This is a genomic window from Pontibacillus chungwhensis BH030062, from assembly GCF_000770675.1.
GTDB classification, from domain to species: domain Bacteria; phylum Bacillota; class Bacilli; order Bacillales; family BH030062; genus Pontibacillus; species Pontibacillus chungwhensis.
The window spans coordinates 102166-119550 of record NZ_AVBG01000012.1; the positions used below are offsets into that span (position 1 = coordinate 102166).

Below are 17385 nucleotides of genomic sequence, written 5' to 3' on the forward strand. Positions count from 1 at the left end.
GAGGGGGACTCATGGCAGAGCAAAAGCAGCCATCAAGTTCGAAATCAACAGAGAATGAGCTAACCCTAGAACAGGCGAAGGAACAGGTGCTTGAATTAGGGAAGAAGCGTGGTATTTTAGCTTATGAAGAAGTAGCTGAGCGCTTATCCAGTTATGAGCTAGATTCAGAAGCCATGGATGAATTTTATGAATATTTAAGTGACCAGGGTGTTGAAATAATCGGTGACTCTGAAGCAGATCCAAGCATGAAACAGCTGGATAAGGAAGAAGAGTTTGATTTAAACGATTTAAGCGTCCCACCTGGTGTGAAGATCAATGACCCTGTACGTATGTATTTAAAAGAAATTGGTCGTGTGGACCTATTGTCAGCTGAAGAAGAAATCAATCTGGCGCAGCGTATAGAAGACGGGGATGAAGAAGCTAAAAGGCGTTTAGCTGAAGCTAACCTTCGTCTTGTAGTAAGTATTGCGAAACGTTATGTGGGAAGAGGCATGTTGTTCCTTGATTTGATTCAAGAAGGTAACATGGGACTTATTAAGGCCGTTGAAAAATTCGATTATCGCAAGGGTTACAAATTTAGTACGTATGCAACATGGTGGATACGTCAGGCAATTACACGTGCTATTGCAGACCAAGCTCGTACAATTCGTATCCCAGTTCATATGGTCGAGACCATTAACAAATTAATTCGTGTGCAACGTCAATTGCTTCAAGATCTTGGTCGCGAGCCGATTCCTGAAGAAATTGCTGAAGAAATGGAACTCACGCCTGATAAAGTAAGAGAAATCTTGAAAATTGCTCAGGAACCTGTGTCATTAGAAACGCCTATTGGTGAAGAAGATGACTCTCACTTAGGAGATTTCATTGAAGACCAAGAAGCTACATCACCATCTGACCATGCAGCTTATGAGTTGCTGAAGGAGCAATTAGAAGATGTTCTTGACACATTAACGGACCGTGAGGAGAACGTACTTCGCTTACGCTTTGGCCTGGACGATGGCCGTACACGAACACTTGAAGAAGTCGGGAAAGTATTTGGCGTTACACGTGAACGCATCCGTCAAATTGAAGCGAAAGCACTTCGTAAATTACGTCACCCTAGTCGTAGCAAACGATTAAAGGATTTCTTGGAATAGAGTAAATTGATAATGCCATATACAACTCAGTCATTGTGTACCTAATAGGGTGCACAGTGGCTGTGTATTTTTTATCCTTGAGTCTCAAGGGGTGAAGCGTATTGGAAGACACACGGAAACAAGTTATTGTAAATGAAATTCATTACTGGAAAAACCATCAGTTGCTTCCTAAGGAATATTGCGACTTTTTGCTTGCTTTATATACTGAAGGAGAAGAAGATAGATCGTCAGATAAGAAAGCGTTTCCGTATAAGTCGTGGTTCACTTTCGTCTGTGCTATGATTCTGTTATCGCTTCTTCCGAGTTCGTTTCTTGTCATTTATTTTACTGAAATATCCATGCTAATGCAAACGGGTTTACATTTAATTTTTTTAACCTTTAGTGCACTTGGATATTGGTATTTTAAAAAGGCTAACTCCATCTATGTACATATCGCAATCATTGTTTTTTTATTAATTGTATTTATATTTTCTGTTTATGTAGTACAAATGAAAGCTCAACAAATGGTTCTGCTCCATATAACAATCTTAATTAATTGCATATTATGGATTTTTATAGGAGTTTGGAAGAAAGTATTTTACCTAATTGCTTCAGGTATTATAGGCTTTGTAATGTGGTTATTGTTTATCTTTTTTTAGATTTAACATCTTTTTCCCTTTTCTATAGTAGCGTTTTCAAGTAAAATATATGTAGTTTGTCCTAACCGTGGAAATGGGGATTACATAAGGAGGAAATAAGCATGAAACGAAACCCAGTTATGCCTTATGCTTTAATTGCTGTACTTGGTATAACCCTTATGATTATTATTGGTTTTGTAGGATTAAACCAAATGGATCAAGCGGGGGAAGGTAAAGAAGGCGAAGGGGAGAAAACAGCTGAAGAAGGTGGCGGCGAAGCAAGTGCTGCTAATCCTGAAGAAATTTACTCTCAGACGTGTGCAGGATGTCACGGGCAAGATCTATCAGGTCAAGTAGGACCTAACCTACAAACCATCGGTAGTAAGCTTTCCAAAGAAGATATCAAAGGGATTATTCAAAATGGTCAAGGCGGTATGCCTGCTCAGAACTTGAATGCTGAAAAGACAGAAGCTGTATCAAAATGGCTATCTGAAAAGAAATAACAAATGAAGGAAAGCCTTCTGCCTTAGCAGAAGGCTTTTCTTTTTATAGATGATAAGATATCAAACATACGCAACCTACTCTTAGCCCCCGCTAATGATATGGGCAGTAATTTTGAACACTCGAAGATGAGAGAATGTTTCCGTTAGCTTTAGTACGGTGTAAGGTGGGCCTGGAAACCACTTGCTTTCCTTTGGGGAGCTGGTGAGCCTCCTCAGCCGGGACGCCGGCTAAGGAGGCTCACCTAGGCTCTTCTGACCACGGGAGTCTCGCAGTCCCCGAGCAAGCCCAACCACTCATCAAACATAACGGTCCCTTTCAGCTGAAATATCTCATCTTCGATTGTTCCATATATGGGAGCTTATATGGAACACCTTGACTGGGATCGTTTTCTCTCGGAAGAGAAGCCAACCTAGAAAATGTCTTGTACTTTTTGTGCGTGGTGTGGTAAGACTATTAATAGATTTCAGTAAAGTGGTGAGATAAATGAAACAAACAGAACTTTCGAGAAGATTAAAAGCGGTAGCCTCATTTATATACAAAGGGGCTACATTTGCAGATATTGGTTCAGACCATGCTTATTTGCCTGCTTATGTGTGCGAGCGGGACCCAGATGCTCGAGCCATTGCCGGAGAGGTGAATGATGGTCCATATCAGTCAGCTCAGAGACATATTAACAAGCAACAATTAAATGATAAAGTAACAGTCAGAAAAGGGAACGGCCTTGCAGTATTAAGTGAGGATGAAGTCGAAGTTGTAACGATTGCAGGAATGGGTGGGAAGTTGATTAAAGCCATCCTAGAAGAAGGAAAGGAAAAGTTAGGAAAGGTGCAAAGAATTATCGCCCAGCCCAACTTGGATGCTCAAATCGTCCGTTTATGGTTCTTACATAATGGATATGAGCTTATTGAAGAGACGATCATTGAAGAAGATGGACATATCTATGAAGTCTTAATAGGAGATCGTAGTGATACTCCTTGGAAGCCCTACGGGATAGACCGTGAAAAAGAGCTTCTATTCGGTCCGTTTTTGCGAAAAGAACAGTCGGAACCGTTTATTTCTAAATGGCAAGGGGAAGCTGACAAATTACAGTTTGTCTTAAACCAAATGAAACAGGCGAAGCAACCAGATCTCGATAAAGTGAAAGAATTCGAAACCCAATATAATTGGATACAGGAGGAGATCACAAATGAGTAAAGTAGCAACAGGTCAAGATATTATCAAATGGTTCGAAGAGTGGAGCCCTAAGCAATTAGCCTTTGAAGGAGACCCTGTTGGACTTCATGTAGGAACATTAAATAAGAAGGTTAACAAGGTCATGGTCACTTTAGACGTATTAGAGAGCGTAGTTGATGAAGCTATAGAGAATAATGTTGATTTAATCATAGCTCACCATCCATTGCTCTTTAAACCCTTAAAACAAGTGAGTCCAGATAATGAAAAAGGTCGGATTGTTCAAAAACTTATTAAACATGATATAACCGTTTACGCTGCTCATACGAACTTGGATGTAGCATGGGGAGGCGTTAATGATGCCATGTGTGAAGCATTAGGAGTAAATGTTAAAGATGTACTAATTGAAACAGAAAGAGAGCGCCTTTATAAAGTTGTAGTATTTGTCCCGCAAACTCATGAGAACGAAGTGAGAGAAGCGCTAGGGGACGCTGGAGCGGGACATATCGGTAACTACAGTCACTGTACTTTCCAAACGCCAGGGATTGGGGCATTTAAACCGGAAGAGGGCGCTGACCCTTACCTAGGTACAGAAGGAGAAATAGAAAAAGTTGATGAAGTGCGCATGGAAACAATCGTTCCGCAGTCAGTATTAAAGACAGTCCTAAAAGCCATGGATCAAGCCCACCCTTACGAAGAAGTAGCATATGATGTATACCCTCTTGAACTACAAGGGGAAAAGAAAGGGCTTGGCCGTATGGCAGAACTAGATGAACCTATGACACTTGAGTCATTTGCGGAACGGGTGAAAGATGCCTTTGATGTACCAGCTTTACGTTTGGTTGGGGATAAGAAGAAAATGGTGAAGAATGTTGCAGTCTTAGGAGGAGATGGGAACAAATATATTTCTGCCGCTAAGCGTAAGGGAGCAGATGTATTTGTAACAGGCGATTTATATTTTCATGTGGCACATGATGCTCTTGGAATGGGGTTAAATGTTATAGATCCTGGCCATCATGTTGAGAAAGTAATGAAGAGAACTGTTCATGATTTTCTTAAGGAAAAATTTGAACAAAAACAAATATCAACAGATGTAATGATTTCAAAAGCTCATACAGAGCCATTTCAATTTATGTAAAGGGGGTTGTTAAATGCCTTGGATTAAACCGGCTAAGCAAGCAGAAGTTAAACAAATAGAAGCACTAAAGGATTTAGAACAACCACTGCCTTTGTTTAACAGACTCATTGCGAAAAGCCCATCACTATTAGAAGCGTTCACACCTGTGCAACGAGCTGTTAAGGAAACATTTTTAACAGATATTCAAAGAGAAACGCTGATTACTTATGTCTCTATGCAAAATGGTTGTGAATTTTGTAAGGACAGTCATAGTCAGTTGCTAATAGAGCTTACAGGAGATGGGGATATACTATCGAAGCTTTCTTCCTTTGAAGAAGGTCATTTTGATCAACCATTAACATTGATGCTGAGATATGCATCGAAGCTAGTCGTTAAGCCTGTTCAAGTTAAAAAAGAAGATGTAGAGGCGTTACAAGATGCAGGGTTATCTGATAAAGAGATCGTAGAATTGAATCATGTAATTGCTTATACAAGTTACACAAATCAAATATCAATAGGTCTTGGTTTGTGAGATTAAAAAAGGATGCCGTAATGGGCATCCTTTTTTGGTTAGGTCTTCTTCGTTTTTACTTTAGGGAGGATTTTACGCTGCTCCACTTTAGAAGTACGGTCCCATGTCTCTTCATTTGAAGGATCGAAGCTTTCGATAAATCGGATCACTTCTTTAACTAGTGGAGTTGGTGTAGAAGCACCTGCTGTAATCGCAACGGTTTCAACACCATCCAACCAATCAAGTTCGATTTCACTGACATCAGCTATTCGATAAGCGGTGGTTCCTGCTTTCTCTTCAGATACTTGTTGCAGACGGCAAGAGTTGTTACTTCTTGGATCACCTACTACAAGAGTAAGGTCAGCCTCTCCTGCCTGTTCTGCTACTGCTTCCTGGCGTACTTGAGTAGCCATACAGATTTCTTGATGGATTTCGGTTTGAGGGTATTTTTCTTTTACTTTTTCCATAATGTCATAGACGTCCCATTGACTCATGGTTGTCTGATTGGTAACAAGTACTTTCTCACTCGTTAGTGTGAGGTTCTCAATATCCTCTTCATTTTGAATGAGGTGCACATGGTCTGGAGCAACTCCGACAGCACCTTCAGGCTCCGGGTGGCCTCGTTTGCCTATATAAACAATTTCATAATTTTCGGCTACCATCTCACGAATTAAGTCATGCGTTCGTGTTACATCAGGGCATGTAGCATCAAGGACGGTTAGCCCTTTTTCTTCGGCCCGCTTTTTCACTTCAGGTGATACACCATGAGCGGTGAAAATGACAGTTCCCTCATGAATATCTTCTAATAAATCTAAACGATTTTTACCATCTAACGTTACAACGCCTTCGTTCTCAAATGCATCTGTTACGTGCTGATTGTGAACAATCATACCTAAAATATATAAAGGACGAGGTAAGTTTGGATCCTTAGAGGCATTACGAGCTATGACCATAGCGTCAACTACTCCGTAACAATAGCCTCTTGGAGCTATTTTAATGACTTCCATCTTTGTTCCCCCTCTTACTCCTCTTGAGTTCGAAAATATCATATCTCCCTCATATTATAAAGGGAAATGGGGCAGAATACAAAGTTAGACCATTCTTTGAGATAGAACCCTTTAAAAATCCTTAAGTGTTGCAGGAGTAAAGATGGTATAATAGAGAGAACTCTACTATAATGAGAAAGCAACAGCGATCGTAAAGGAGTACGAATATGACAGTTCAAACATTTAAATCAATGGCTCTTACGAAAGAGATGATTGATATGGTGGATCAGTTAGGTTTCCATGAGCCTACACCGATTCAAAAGAAAGTAATCCCTTCTGTTTTAAGAGGAGAAAGTTTAATTGGACAATCACATACAGGGTCAGGGAAGACTCATTCTTACCTCATCCCTTTACTAAATGGAATAGATGTTTCCCGTAAAGAAGTACAAACCGTGATCACAGCTCCAACAAGGGAGTTAGCGACTCAAATTTATGATGAAGTTCGTAAAATGGTGCAGCTATCTGAACATGGCGATGATCTAAAAGCGAAGCTTCTAATTGGTGGCACTGATAAACAGAAAACAATAGACAAATTAAAAGATCAGCCTCAAATCATAGTCGGTACGCCAGGGCGTATCCTTGATATGGTGCAGGAAGAAGCTCTTGATGTGTATACAGCCTCTTCTTTCGTCATTGATGAAACGGATCTGATGTTTGATTTAGGTTTTATTGAAGATGTCGATCAGGTGCTTGTTCGTATGCAAGCCGATTTACAGCTACTCGTCTTTTCTGCGACGATCCCTATAAAATTAAAGCCATTCTTGAAGAAGTACTTGGAGAATCCAACCTATATTCAAGCTGATGAAGATAAGCCCTCTCCTGAGAAAATGGAGCATCGTCTCATCCCACTTCGCCATAGAGACAAAGCAGATATGATTATGAATATTACAAAGCTCATCCATCCTTATTTGGCTATTATATTTGCCAATAAGAAAGAAAGAGCAAATGAATTAGCGCGAGAGCTGATGGATAAAGGTTTAGAAGTTGGGGTCATTCACGGTGGTTTAACACCGCGAGAGAGAAAACGTGTGGTCAAAGATATTAAAAACCTGCGCTATCAATATATAGTTGCTACGGATCTTGCTGCTCGTGGTATCGATATCCAAGGTGTTAGTCACGTGATCAATGCTGATCTACCGAAAGAAGAAGAATTTTATATTCACCGTGTAGGGCGTACCGCGCGTGCGGGTCTTGAAGGTACAGCGATTAACCTGTACACGGAAACGGATGAATCTCTTATTAAAAAACTTGAGAACTCAGGCTTAACGTTTGATAGTTATGATATTAAGAAGGGTGAATTTGTCCCTGTTAAAGACCGAAATCAGCGTTCAACGCGTAAAATTGATGAGAACGATACAGAAAAAGAAGCATGGACACGCGTAAAGCGACCGAAAAAAGTGAAGCCTGGTTATAAGAAAAAAATGAAATATCAGCAAGAACAGATTAAAAAGAAATTAAATAAACAAAAAGCTAGGCAGCGAAATAAGAAAAAATAATTCTATATGTTTGCTAAAAAAGCACCAAATTGCTAAAGCGATTTGGTGCTTTTATTAATTTCCCCTAAATATTTTGTGGTTTAAAAGCAACGGCTTACTCATGTGTAATTTATAAAAAATATTGCGAAATAGGTTTGAAGTCACATAATAAAGGATAGTTAGTATAAAAGCATGGGAAAAATAAAAAACCATCACTTTGTGCAAATAGCAAAGTAATGGTTTTGTTTATTATGACTGTAGTAATTTAGATCGCCAATCTGTAAAGGTTTGATTGCGTAAGCTTTCAATTTCATATTGATAAGGAGGTTTCTTATTCTTTTTATCTTCACCTACATAAGGCGTTTCAAGGATCTTAGGGCGATCAGAAAGTTGTGGATGATGAACGATATAATTTAAGGCATCAAATCCGATGTGTCCATAACCGATATTCTCGTGACGGTCTTTTCCTGCCCCGCGCTCATTCTTACTGTCATTAATGTGAAGAACTTTTAGGCGATCTAGTCCTATTGTTTTATCGAAGTGGTTGAGAACACCGTCAAAATCGTTGACGATATCGTAACCAGCATCGTGTGTGTGACAAGTGTCAAAACAAACAGATAAATGTTCATTGTGCTTGACACCATCGATAATTTTAGCGATTTGCTCGAAATTACGACCAATTTCGCTTCCTTTACCAGCCATAGTTTCAAGCGCGATTTGACATGTGGTATTTGGATGATTCTCAAATACTTCATTTAAGCCTTGAATAATTTGATTGAGTCCCACTTCTTCACCCTGGCTGACGTGAGATCCTGGGTGTAGTACGATTTGAGAAGCTTTTTTCAGGGCTTCTACGCGCTCAATCTCATTAGATAAGAAATCAACACCAAGCTCATATACGTGAGGTTTGACCGTATTACCTATATTGATAATATAAGCTGCGTGGACGACCAGCTCATCGATGTTATGTTGACTCATATGTTCAATGCCTGCGTCTATATTTAGTTCTTCAATGGCTTTTCTTTTTGTGTTTTGAGGGGCACCAGTATACACCATAAATGTATTAGCGCCATAAGATGCGGCCTCTTCACTTGCGCCTAGAAGCATTTTCTTTCCACTCATGGAAACGTGGGATCCTAGCTTTAGCATACTTTGTCAGCTCCTTATTAAACGTATAAGAATACATTATTTGCAACTTATACTACTATAAATAACTTGGCGCTGTTGGTCAAATAGAACACAAAAAGAAAAACGCCTATATACAAGGCGTTAAAACCAGTGTGAAAGGCCGTTTTCTTTAATCATTTCTTGGAATATTTTATTTACCTTTTGAGCCGTTTTGGGGTCTGTAATCTGTGCTAACTTTTTTAAGGCTTTCATTCGATCTTTTTCGTCTAAAGGATTAAGATTTGAATTTTTTAGAAACGCTACAATCTCCGTAGCTTGGCTTTTCGTTAGGGGGACGTTGAATTCGCGGCTTTGTTCTAAAAGATCATGAACAGATAAGTTTCTAATTTTTTGTTTTACTACTTGTGAGATCACTTTTTTCAAAACATCACCTCATTTGTGCAGTTCTACATAGTAACCTATGAGCTTTCATTAGGAAATGTGTTAAAAAGATGGATGTATTTGGATTTGAAGTGTTTTTATTGCATTTCAATATAACTGTCGTTAATATTGTTTAGGTCCTTTCGACTCAACACTTATATAGAAAAAAATAAAGAGGAGGGGATTTTGTGGATCGTGCAAGACCTTATGTGCAGCTACTTTTAGTTTGTTTATATATTACTTTGTTCTTTATTGTTGTTATGTATTTTTACGGAGAACAGACAAAAGAGCTCCAAACAGAAAATAAAAACCTGCAAGCGCAGGTTAAAGATTTAGAATCCCAAAATCAATACTTAACCGCTATGCCTACTGAGTTTAAAGAGAAAAATGGATATGACATGTGGCCCGGACTTGAAAAAACCGCCGACCGTATGGTTTCAGAAAGTGAAGGAGAATTTGAGAAATCCTGGGCTCTCTATTTAGCAAGAGAAGCAAAACGCTATGATATCAATCCTTATATTGTTTATGAATTGCTAAAAGTCGAAACAGGTGGTACGTTTGATCCGACCCTTGTAGGACCGGAAACTAAATATGGACATGCTTATGGTATGGCTCAATTTATGACAAATACAGCACCATGGATTGCAGATATGGGGGATTTACCTTATAAGAAAGAACTTCTATTTGACCCTTATTATGCTATGCAATTATCACTTATTTATCTTGATTATCTTCACCATGAATATGGAAATTGGGATGAAGCTCTAACTGCCTACCATCGTGGCATGGGAGGGTTAGAAAAATATAAAGAAGAAAATGGTCATGCCGAAAGTTGGTATGCTGTTGAAATACAACAAAAAGCAAAAACACATGACGCGGTTGCTGTAGCGCCTTAACGCTTTATGGAAAGAGTCCTTTAGAGGGCTCTTTTTTATTTGGAGGAAAATATGTGGAAGATCCGCGGACTTCAAGTTTTTTCAATCGGAACCTGACTCATGCAAAATGTACCATCATAGTTCTCCTTAATTTCTCACAAGCTAAGTGTGCACCTCTACAGAAAGCGAGGGATGTATATGGAATACGAAGATCAGCATAAAAAAGAAAACCATGATCATAAAGAACACGTTGAAGAAGCACCTCACTATGGGGATGAAAAAGAGAGTGAGATGAAAAAGATTGATGATGGTCAATCTTATGATGAAGTTTATAATGAGGTTGAGGTAGCTGAGGGTGGAGTTTACGCGGGTACTGGAGACGTAGAGTTCGCTCAAGAAGCAGCGGTTGATGCTAAAACAGTTCGCGAACCGATCAAATCCGACGAAAAGGAATCAGATATGGACAATGATGTTCATGCCGGTATGGGATGGTTAGCGGTTGTTCTTTCAGTTGTCTCTTTCTTTATAATGCCAGTAATTCTAGGTGCTGCCGGAATTATTGTTGGGTTTATGGCAAGACGAAGAGGTGCAGAGACGCTCGGGAACACTGCGATTGTTGCTGGGGCTATTTCTGTAGTACTCTCTCTTGTATTTGCTCCATTTTAAAAAAAAGCTGGCCAATTGGCCAGCTTTTTTGAATGAATTATTTTGCTTCTGCTTCAGCAGCTTCCTTCGCCTTCTCGGCAAAGTACTCTTCAGCAATACGATCGACTTCTTTTTTAAGTTCATCAACCATGGTTTCCTCAGGTACTTTTCGAATGATTTCTCCGTGACGGAATAATAATCCTTCTCCTCGTGCACCAGCGATACCGATATCAGCTTCACGCGCTTCCCCTGGACCGTTAACAGCACACCCAAGTACGGCGACCTTAATAGGTGCCTTAATAGTTGAAATGTACTCTTCCACTTCATTGGCAATTGAAATTAAGTCAATTTCAATACGACCACAAGTTGGGCACGATATCAACGTAGCTGCATTATCAGCGAGGGCGAACGATTTTAATAATTCGCGACCCACTTTTACTTCTTCAACCGGATCTGCACTTAAGGAAATTCGCATTGTACTTCCTATTCCTTTGTTAAGAATAGCGCCAAGACCTGCAGAACTTTTTACAGTTCCGGCAAATTGTGTTCCGGATTCTGTAATCCCTAAGTGTAATGGGTAAGAGATCTGCTCAGCTGCTTTTTCGTAAGCATCGATAGCTAAGCGTACATCAGATGCTTTCAGCGATACGATAATATCGTGAAAGTCTAATTCCTCTAAAATTTGGATATGGTGTAAAGCACTTTCAACCATACCTTCGGCTGTTGGGAAGCCATATTTCTGTAAAATACGCTTCTCAAGTGAACCTGCGTTAACACCAATTCGAATCGGTACACCTTTAGCTTTGGCTGCATTTACAACAGCTTCCACTTTCCAACGTTTCCCGATGTTACCTGGGTTAATGCGGATTTTGTCAGCTCCACCTTCAATTGCTTTCAGTGCTAATTTATAGTCAAAGTGAATATCGACTACGAGTGGAATGTTAATTCGTTTTTTTATCTCAGAAATAGCGTCAGCAGCTCGCTCGTCTGGGCAAGCAACGCGGACGACCTGACAACCAGCTTCTTCTAGTCTTTCGATTTCAGCAACAGTTGCTTCTACATCATGCGTCTTTGTTGTTGTCATTGACTGGATGACAACTTTATTGCTTCCACCGATCACAAGATCGCCTACGCGTACAGGACGCGTATCTTTTCTGTGTGTAATAGGCATATAATCGCTCCTTTTTACAAATGCGATGTTTCATGATTATAAAGATACCACACTCATTATAAGGGCAAAAGAAAAAAATATGAAGTCACGAGTCTTCAAATTTTCTAATGTTTTTCGTTTTTGTGGTAATAAGGGAATAAGTAGATCTCGTTCATTTTAATGGTGTTGGGGTCTTGACCTTTGTTTATGGACTCAAAATCGGCGAGCATTTGTTCAATCGTAACTGGTGGACCATCCTTGTTTATCTTCTCCATAATGGATAAGACCGTGTCTCCTGCTTTGACACGGTGTTCAATAACGCGGAAACGTTCTTGTTCAATACTAGGGTCTGAGCTTTTCGTTGATTCTTGATTTTCTTGTGCTTCCTGATCTTCAGCTTTGGAAACAAGTTCCTTAGGAAAAGTGCCTGTAGTCAGGTCATGTCCAATACTAACAAAAAATAAAATCATTGTAACAATGAAAAGCATTCTTTTCAGAATTGGATTCATTTACTTTCACTCCCTTTTGGCCTGTAGTAATAGTTCTACAAATAAATGAAATTCCATTCTTTTTGAAACAAAATTATGAAAACAAACGTATACTTAAATAGATATGAAGGAAAAGGGGGGCTTGCTGTGATTGCAATGGATGCGGCCTGGCTTGCTTTAGTTATTACGGGACTTGGCACTTTATTTTTATTTGGAGAATTGTTAGTCAACATGAGAGGGATTTTTGGTGTCGTTGGCATTGGCTTTATTACGTTTTACTTTCTTACACATTTAGATCCAAGTATGTTCGTTATTATGATGATTGTATATGTCATCAGCCTTGCTCTGATTATTTTGGATGCTAAGTTCATCAATGATGGTACTCTTACAACGGTAGGCAGTATCAGTATGTTGCTTGTAGTCGGTATGAGTGCACCTGACTGGGTAACAGGAGCTTACGGGGTATGTGGTGTGCTCATTGGTGCAATCAGTTCTTTATTATTTCTAAGAGTATTTCCGAAAAGGGATTTGTGGACTAAGATTACGCTCGTTGACAAGCTTTCTTCAGAAGCGGGATACAATTCGATGAATGAAAGTTACGCGACTTTAAGTGGGCAGACAGGAATCACTCTCACGCAATTAAGACCTGTTGGGACAATTAAAATCGGTGAGCAGGAATATAGCGCTGTTTCAAATGGTCATTGGATTGAAAAGGATGAAGAAATTGTGGTTGAACAAGTGGATGGGACTAGAATCCTAGTCAAAAAGACATAAAATTTACGTTAAATTATGTGCATTTTTACACTCCGTTAATATTTAACGTGCATACTCTTCGGTGGATAAGAAATATTTTCTAACGGGGTGTTAGGAGTGCCATTATTTACTCTTTTTTCATTATTCAATAGAAAACGATCTTATAATTTTAAGGATCGACAAAAAACAGTCCCTCGATCACATTCGATGTCGCTTTCTTTTCAAGCTAGGGTATCCATAGTGATCTGTATCCTTTTCTTAGGTTCTATATCACTGGTTAGTTGGCTGTCTTATTCTAAATCCAAAGAAAGTCAGCTTGAATTAGTTAGAGATCGACTAGAACGTGAAGTGGATGTAACACGAGAAAATGCGGAGAATATGATGTTTGCGTTAGTAGGGGAAGAAGAGGTCTTCAAAGAACGCATGAGGGAGTATATATCATCTCAACAATTTGAATTGGTTCAAGATGGGTTTTCAGCGTCTGCAAACCTAATTACGAATGATGGGGTAGATTCATTTCCATTGAAACAGTCAAATCAAGCTCCGTTCAATGATTCCTTAATAGAAGAAATTAGAGCAGAAGAAAATGGTTCACGTATTGCCTCTAGGAAAGGTGAAGACTATATGTTTGCCTATGGATCCGTACAGGAACTTAAAGGTATTTTCTTAATAGGTGTACCTGTAGCGGACTATATGTATTCGGTGCATCAATTAGCTAAGTATTCACTCACGGCTGGAGTTATTTGTTTAATAGGTGTGTTTATATTCGTTTTCTATTTTATGAATAAGATGTTTAAACCACTTTTAACCCTCCAGGATGTTATGCGTAAAGCCAGAGAAGGAACGTTTACTCAACCTGATACTGTAAACTCAAGTATACCTGAGATACGATCGTTATCTAAAAGTTATCAGGAACTCATTCATACGATTAGTGAGATGCTTGATAACATTCAAACTGCTGTCTATTCTCTTGGGGGGACGAATGATGAGTTGTCAGCCTCTTCCGAGCAGTTAGCTCTAACTCAGTCTGATATGAAGAAAGAATTACATAAGGTGATTAAAGGTACTGAGGGCACAGAAGGAGCATTTGAAGAACAAAACGACGTCTTTGAAAAACTAAAAAACTCATTACATATCCTCTTAGAGTCTTTCAATGAAATGTATCACGATCAGCAAGGTATGAATAAGTCAGTTGAAGAAGGGAATAAAGGGGTTTCTTCAATTATGGATACACTAGATACGTATCATGAAGGATTCAAGCAGATGACTTCAAAAATTAATGAGTTCGAAGCATATACTGTGAATATTGGAGAAGCTGGGAAGATGATTCAGGATATTGCTGAACGTACAAAGCTATTAGCCTTAAACGCTACAATTGAAGCAGCACGAGCAGGTGAAGAGGGGAAAGGATTTGCCGTAGTGGCAGGTGAGGTGCGGAAACTTGCCGACAATTCGAAGGAAGCGGCTCTTGATATTAATGAAAAGATGAACCAAACACTTGGTATCAGTCATTATTTAGCTTCTGAATTCCATGAGATGTACGAGCAACTTACAAAGCATTTAGATCACGCTCACCATTCAAAAGAATCCTTCGATCAAATCTCATCTTATATTGAATCATTTAATCTAAAGTTAGATCATTCAAAGGTCCAGGTTACACAAGCAGAAGAGATGCTACCAAAAATGGAGTCTGTCTTTATCGAATTTCACCAAACCACAGAAGAAACACTTTTATCTGCGAAGCAATTAGTTGAGGCTGCTGAAATGCAAGAAGCTCAAATGAATGAGACGAATGAGGTAAGAGATCAATTAGTTTCCGTTTCACAAGAACTTGGTGCTATAGCAGAAAACCAAAATAAAACAATTTAAAAAGATCCGAAGTCTTAAGACTTCGGATCTTTTTATGCAGACCTATGCTTTGGTTTAGGTATGTACCGTAAAATAGCGTAAAGGATTATAGTCGATAAGGCCATGTATGTGACATAATCTCCAGTTATTATGAAACCAACGTTTTCCACGATAGCTAATAATAAAGTCGGGATTGTAATCGCATAAGCGGAAAGCGCCCATGTATGTCTATACTGGATGTTTCGTTTTAGATAAGCGTTGATGCCAAGTCCGATAAAGGCGAGGATGGATACGTCAATAAATTTGATGCTTGTACTAATAACATACAAGATGGTTAGTTCAACTGGTAAAGGAAGGGCTCCAATAGAGGCGGTGGAACGTGTGTCGAACAGAATTCCTAATAGGACAGGGATCATGGTTAGGAGGGTGAGGAAAAATAAATAACCGATTGGCTTTCCAACCTTCAACATCCTAAACGCTGAGACTCGTTTAAATGAATAAAGGCTATATAAAAATTGCTTGGATAATTTCATAATTCTACCACCTATTCTTTGTTTATCATTTCTATCATAGCGAACCCTTTTTGCCCTAAGCAATAGAAAAAGGAGAGAAAACAACAAAAAGTAGCAGTTTTTTTACTCGAATGTTAAGCTAATGTAAATTTTCGAATGATTAGTGTGAAATACCTTTACAAAACGTTTACCTTTAATTAATAATGGTTGAGGGTTTTAAAAAACTACACAAATAGACAAAAATCTTGGATGAGGGGAGCAATATTTGTGGAAGGTATAAATGTTCAAGAGATAATATTTCAATTTGTTGGAGGCCTTGGAATATTTCTTTTCGGAATGAAGTACATGGGTGATGGCTTGCAAAAGTCAGCAGGAGATCGGTTGCGTGAAATTTTAGACCGATTTACAACGAATCCATTTATGGGTGTTCTGGCGGGTATCATTGTAACTATCCTCTTGCAAACCAGTTCAGGGACCACAGTGTTGACTGTCGGCCTTGTAAACGCAGGTTTTATGACGCTTAGACAAGCGATAGGTGTTATAATGGGTGCCAACATCGGTACTACAGTTACCGCATTTATAATTGGAATAGAAATAAAAGAGTACGCACTCCCGATTATAGCTGTAGGTGCAATACTATTATTCTTCTTTAAGAATAAGAAAGTAACTTATTTAGGACAAACAGTATTTGGTTTTGGTTCATTATTCTATGGTCTGAAACTAATGAGTACTGGAATGAAACCATTACGCAGTTTGGAAACTTTCCAGGACTTAACAGTAAGTATGAGTGACCAACCTATTCTTGGTGTTGTCATTGGTACCTTGTTTACAGTGATAGTCCAAAGCTCAAGCGCAACGATTGGTGTTCTTCAAAGTTTATTTGAACAAGACGCTATTGAACTAAGCGCAGCTTTACCAGTCCTGTTCGGGGACAATATTGGTACAACGATTACAGCTGTTCTAGCTGCAATTGGTACAAGCGTTGCTGCTAAGCGCGCCGCATTTACGCACGTAATCTTTAACGTAGTCGGAACTACAATTTTCTTATTAATTATTAATTTATATATTCCATTCATTTCATATCTACAAGATAAATTGGACTTGAATGAACCAATGACTATTGCATTTGCTCATGGAATCTTTAACTTTACAAACACTGCGATTCAATTCCCATTCATTGCTCTATTGGCTGTGATTGTAACGAAGTTAATTCCTGGAGATGATGTTGAGATTGATCAAAAGCCTAAGCATCTTGATCCTATCTTCGTAGAACAATCTCCATCCCTGGCATTAGACCAAGCAAAATCAGAAGTCATGCGTATGGGAGAATTTGCTTATAAAGGGCTAGAGGAAACGAGTCAGTACTTGAATAATCATAGTCCGAAGCATGCTAACAAAGCTATGCAGTATGAAGAAGGAATCAACAATCTTGACCGTAACATTACAGAGTATTTAGTAAGCTTATCAAGCTATTCACTAACTGAATTAGAAAGTCATAAACACTCTGCCCTTATAGATTCCGTACGTGATATTGAACGTATTGGAGATCACTTCGAGAACCTTATTGAACTTGTTGACTATAAGATCTCTAATAAAGTGCATCTTACAGAACAAGCTCAAGAAGACTTGAATGATATGATTAACCTAACTCTAATTACTGTAAAACAAGCTATGAAAGCTTTAGAAACAATGGATCGTGAAGAAGCACTTGCCGTTGTTCAAAAAGAAAACCAGATTGACCAATATGAACGATCTTATCGTAAGAAGCATATCCTTCGTATGAATGAGGGAGTATGTACAGGCCCTGCTGGTATCGTATTTGTTGACATTATTAGTAACCTAGAGCGTATTGGTGATCACGCCGTAAACATTGCAGAAGAAGTGTTAGGCGGAAAACAAAGTTAATTCCTTTTACAAAAGCCCGAAGCATTTGCTTTGGGCTTTTTTGGCTCTAAAATATTTGTTGGGGTATTAGAAAATTTGGCATAAA

18 protein-coding genes are annotated in these 17385 nt (G+C 38.9%); 12 read left to right on the forward strand and 6 right to left on the reverse strand.

Going from position 1 to position 17385, the window contains the following annotated elements:
* Nucleotides 1–11 precede the first annotated feature (11 nt).
* The 6 genes from rpoD to N780_RS14830 all read left to right on the forward strand — a co-directional run bounded on the left by rpoD (nt 12) and on the right by N780_RS14830 (nt 5076).
* Nucleotides 12–1136, forward strand: a complete 1125-nt coding sequence (gene rpoD / locus N780_RS14805; protein ID WP_036785805.1) for an RNA polymerase sigma factor RpoD — start codon at nt 12–14, stop codon at nt 1134–1136.
* 101 nt (nt 1137–1237) lie between these two features.
* On the forward strand, nt 1238–1774 hold the full coding sequence (locus tag N780_RS14810) for a hypothetical protein (protein ID WP_036785808.1): 537 nt from the start codon (nt 1238–1240) through the stop codon (nt 1772–1774).
* Nucleotides 1775–1875: 101 nt separating this feature from the next.
* The gene (cccA, locus tag N780_RS14815) at nt 1876–2256 is read left to right on the forward strand and encodes a cytochrome c550 (protein ID WP_036785811.1); all 381 of its coding nucleotides are present in this window, start codon (nt 1876–1878) and stop codon (nt 2254–2256) included.
* A 484-nt stretch (nt 2257–2740) separates the two neighbouring features.
* The gene (locus tag N780_RS14820; protein ID WP_036785815.1) at nt 2741–3451 is read left to right on the forward strand and encodes a tRNA (adenine(22)-N(1))-methyltransferase; all 711 of its coding nucleotides are present in this window, start codon (nt 2741–2743) and stop codon (nt 3449–3451) included.
* Complete coding sequence (locus N780_RS14825; protein ID WP_036785818.1) at nt 3444–4565, forward strand: Nif3-like dinuclear metal center hexameric protein; 1122 nt, start codon at nt 3444–3446, stop codon at nt 4563–4565. Before N780_RS14820 ends, N780_RS14825 begins: the two co-directional genes overlap by 8 nt.
* A 13-nt stretch (nt 4566–4578) precedes the next feature.
* The gene (locus N780_RS14830; RefSeq protein ID WP_036785821.1) at nt 4579–5076 is read left to right on the forward strand and encodes a carboxymuconolactone decarboxylase family protein; all 498 of its coding nucleotides are present in this window, start codon (nt 4579–4581) and stop codon (nt 5074–5076) included.
* A gap of 38 nt (nt 5077–5114) precedes the next feature.
* On the opposite strand, the gene N780_RS14835 is transcribed toward N780_RS14830, so the two are convergent.
* Nucleotides 5115–6062: a 4-hydroxy-3-methylbut-2-enyl diphosphate reductase gene (locus N780_RS14835; protein ID WP_036785825.1), complete on the reverse strand. Its 948-nt coding sequence runs from the start codon at nt 6060–6062 to the stop codon at nt 5115–5117.
* Between the two features lie 206 nt (nt 6063–6268).
* Between N780_RS14835 and N780_RS14840 the strand changes: the two genes are divergently transcribed.
* The gene (locus tag N780_RS14840) at nt 6269–7597 is read left to right on the forward strand and encodes a DEAD/DEAH box helicase (protein ID WP_036785828.1); all 1329 of its coding nucleotides are present in this window, start codon (nt 6269–6271) and stop codon (nt 7595–7597) included.
* Nucleotides 7598–7825: 228 nt separating this feature from the next.
* Here the strand turns inward: N780_RS14840 and N780_RS14845 are convergent, their stop codons facing one another.
* Both N780_RS14845 and N780_RS14850 read right to left on the reverse strand, forming a co-directional pair.
* Nucleotides 7826–8725: a deoxyribonuclease IV gene (locus N780_RS14845; RefSeq protein WP_036785831.1), complete on the reverse strand. Its 900-nt coding sequence runs from the start codon at nt 8723–8725 to the stop codon at nt 7826–7828.
* A gap of 120 nt (nt 8726–8845) precedes the next feature.
* Complete coding sequence (locus tag N780_RS14850) at nt 8846–9118, reverse strand: DUF2624 domain-containing protein (protein WP_036785853.1); 273 nt, start codon at nt 9116–9118, stop codon at nt 8846–8848.
* A gap of 194 nt (nt 9119–9312) precedes the next feature.
* Between N780_RS14850 and N780_RS14855 the strand changes: the two genes are divergently transcribed.
* Complete coding sequence (locus N780_RS14855) at nt 9313–10020, forward strand: transglycosylase SLT domain-containing protein (RefSeq protein ID WP_052115099.1); 708 nt, start codon at nt 9313–9315, stop codon at nt 10018–10020.
* A 177-nt stretch (nt 10021–10197) separates the two neighbouring features.
* Nucleotides 10198–10665: a DUF4190 domain-containing protein gene (locus N780_RS20110; RefSeq protein WP_198135869.1), complete on the forward strand. Its 468-nt coding sequence runs from the start codon at nt 10198–10200 to the stop codon at nt 10663–10665.
* Between the two features lie 37 nt (nt 10666–10702).
* Here the strand turns inward: N780_RS20110 and ispG are convergent, their stop codons facing one another.
* Together ispG and yqfZ are read right to left on the reverse strand one after the other, a co-directional pair.
* Nucleotides 10703–11815, reverse strand: a complete 1113-nt coding sequence (gene ispG / locus N780_RS14865; protein WP_036785833.1) for a flavodoxin-dependent (E)-4-hydroxy-3-methylbut-2-enyl-diphosphate synthase — start codon at nt 11813–11815, stop codon at nt 10703–10705.
* A gap of 104 nt (nt 11816–11919) precedes the next feature.
* Nucleotides 11920–12303 (reverse strand): protein YqfZ, encoded by a 384-nt coding sequence (yqfZ, locus tag N780_RS19330; protein WP_052115100.1) that lies wholly within the window; start codon nt 12301–12303, stop codon nt 11920–11922.
* A gap of 135 nt (nt 12304–12438) precedes the next feature.
* Here yqfZ and N780_RS14875 point away from each other — a divergent pair, with 135 nt between their 5' ends.
* Both N780_RS14875 and N780_RS14880 read left to right on the forward strand, forming a co-directional pair.
* Complete coding sequence (locus N780_RS14875; RefSeq protein WP_036785866.1) at nt 12439–13056, forward strand: NfeD family protein; 618 nt, start codon at nt 12439–12441, stop codon at nt 13054–13056.
* Nucleotides 13057–13275: 219 nt separating this feature from the next.
* Nucleotides 13276–14904 carry a methyl-accepting chemotaxis protein gene (locus tag N780_RS14880; RefSeq protein ID WP_036785835.1) on the forward strand — a complete coding sequence of 543 codons (1629 nt, stop codon included), beginning with the start codon at nt 13276–13278 and terminating at the stop codon, nt 14902–14904.
* Between the two features lie 32 nt (nt 14905–14936).
* Here N780_RS14880 and N780_RS14885 read toward each other — a convergent pair whose 3' ends face one another.
* On the reverse strand, nt 14937–15416 hold the full coding sequence (locus tag N780_RS14885) for a DUF1189 family protein (protein WP_052115101.1): 480 nt from the start codon (nt 15414–15416) through the stop codon (nt 14937–14939).
* Nucleotides 15417–15644: 228 nt separating this feature from the next.
* Between N780_RS14885 and N780_RS14890 the strand changes: the two genes are divergently transcribed.
* Nucleotides 15645–17300, forward strand: a complete 1656-nt coding sequence (locus tag N780_RS14890; protein WP_036785838.1) for a Na/Pi cotransporter family protein — start codon at nt 15645–15647, stop codon at nt 17298–17300.
* The last annotated feature ends 85 nt before the right edge of the window (nt 17301–17385 follow it).

Coding starts and splice junctions, on each gene's coding strand:
- N780_RS14825 (WP_036785818.1), top strand. CDS start 3,444: ATGAGTAAAGTAGCAACAGGTCAAGATATTATCAAATGGTTCGAAGAG.
- N780_RS14830 (WP_036785821.1), top strand. CDS start 4,579: ATGCCTTGGATTAAACCGGCTAAGCAAGCAGAAGTTAAACAAATAGAA.
- ispG (WP_036785833.1), bottom strand. CDS start 11,815: ATGCCTATTACACACAGAAAAGATACGCGTCCTGTACGCGTAGGCGAT.
- N780_RS14835 (WP_036785825.1), bottom strand. CDS start 6,062: ATGGAAGTCATTAAAATAGCTCCAAGAGGCTATTGTTACGGAGTAGTT.
- N780_RS14845 (WP_036785831.1), bottom strand. CDS start 8,725: ATGCTAAAGCTAGGATCCCACGTTTCCATGAGTGGAAAGAAAATGCTT.
- yqfZ (WP_052115100.1), bottom strand. CDS start 12,303: ATGAATCCAATTCTGAAAAGAATGCTTTTCATTGTTACAATGATTTTA.
- N780_RS14875 (WP_036785866.1), top strand. CDS start 12,439: ATGGATGCGGCCTGGCTTGCTTTAGTTATTACGGGACTTGGCACTTTA.
- N780_RS14840 (WP_036785828.1), top strand. CDS start 6,269: ATGACAGTTCAAACATTTAAATCAATGGCTCTTACGAAAGAGATGATT.
- cccA (WP_036785811.1), top strand. CDS start 1,876: ATGAAACGAAACCCAGTTATGCCTTATGCTTTAATTGCTGTACTTGGT.
- N780_RS14890 (WP_036785838.1), top strand. CDS start 15,645: ATGAGGGGAGCAATATTTGTGGAAGGTATAAATGTTCAAGAGATAATA.
- N780_RS20110 (WP_198135869.1), top strand. CDS start 10,198: ATGGAATACGAAGATCAGCATAAAAAAGAAAACCATGATCATAAAGAA.
- N780_RS14885 (WP_052115101.1), bottom strand. CDS start 15,416: ATGAAATTATCCAAGCAATTTTTATATAGCCTTTATTCATTTAAACGA.
- rpoD (WP_036785805.1), top strand. CDS start 12: ATGGCAGAGCAAAAGCAGCCATCAAGTTCGAAATCAACAGAGAATGAG.
- N780_RS14820 (WP_036785815.1), top strand. CDS start 2,741: ATGAAACAAACAGAACTTTCGAGAAGATTAAAAGCGGTAGCCTCATTT.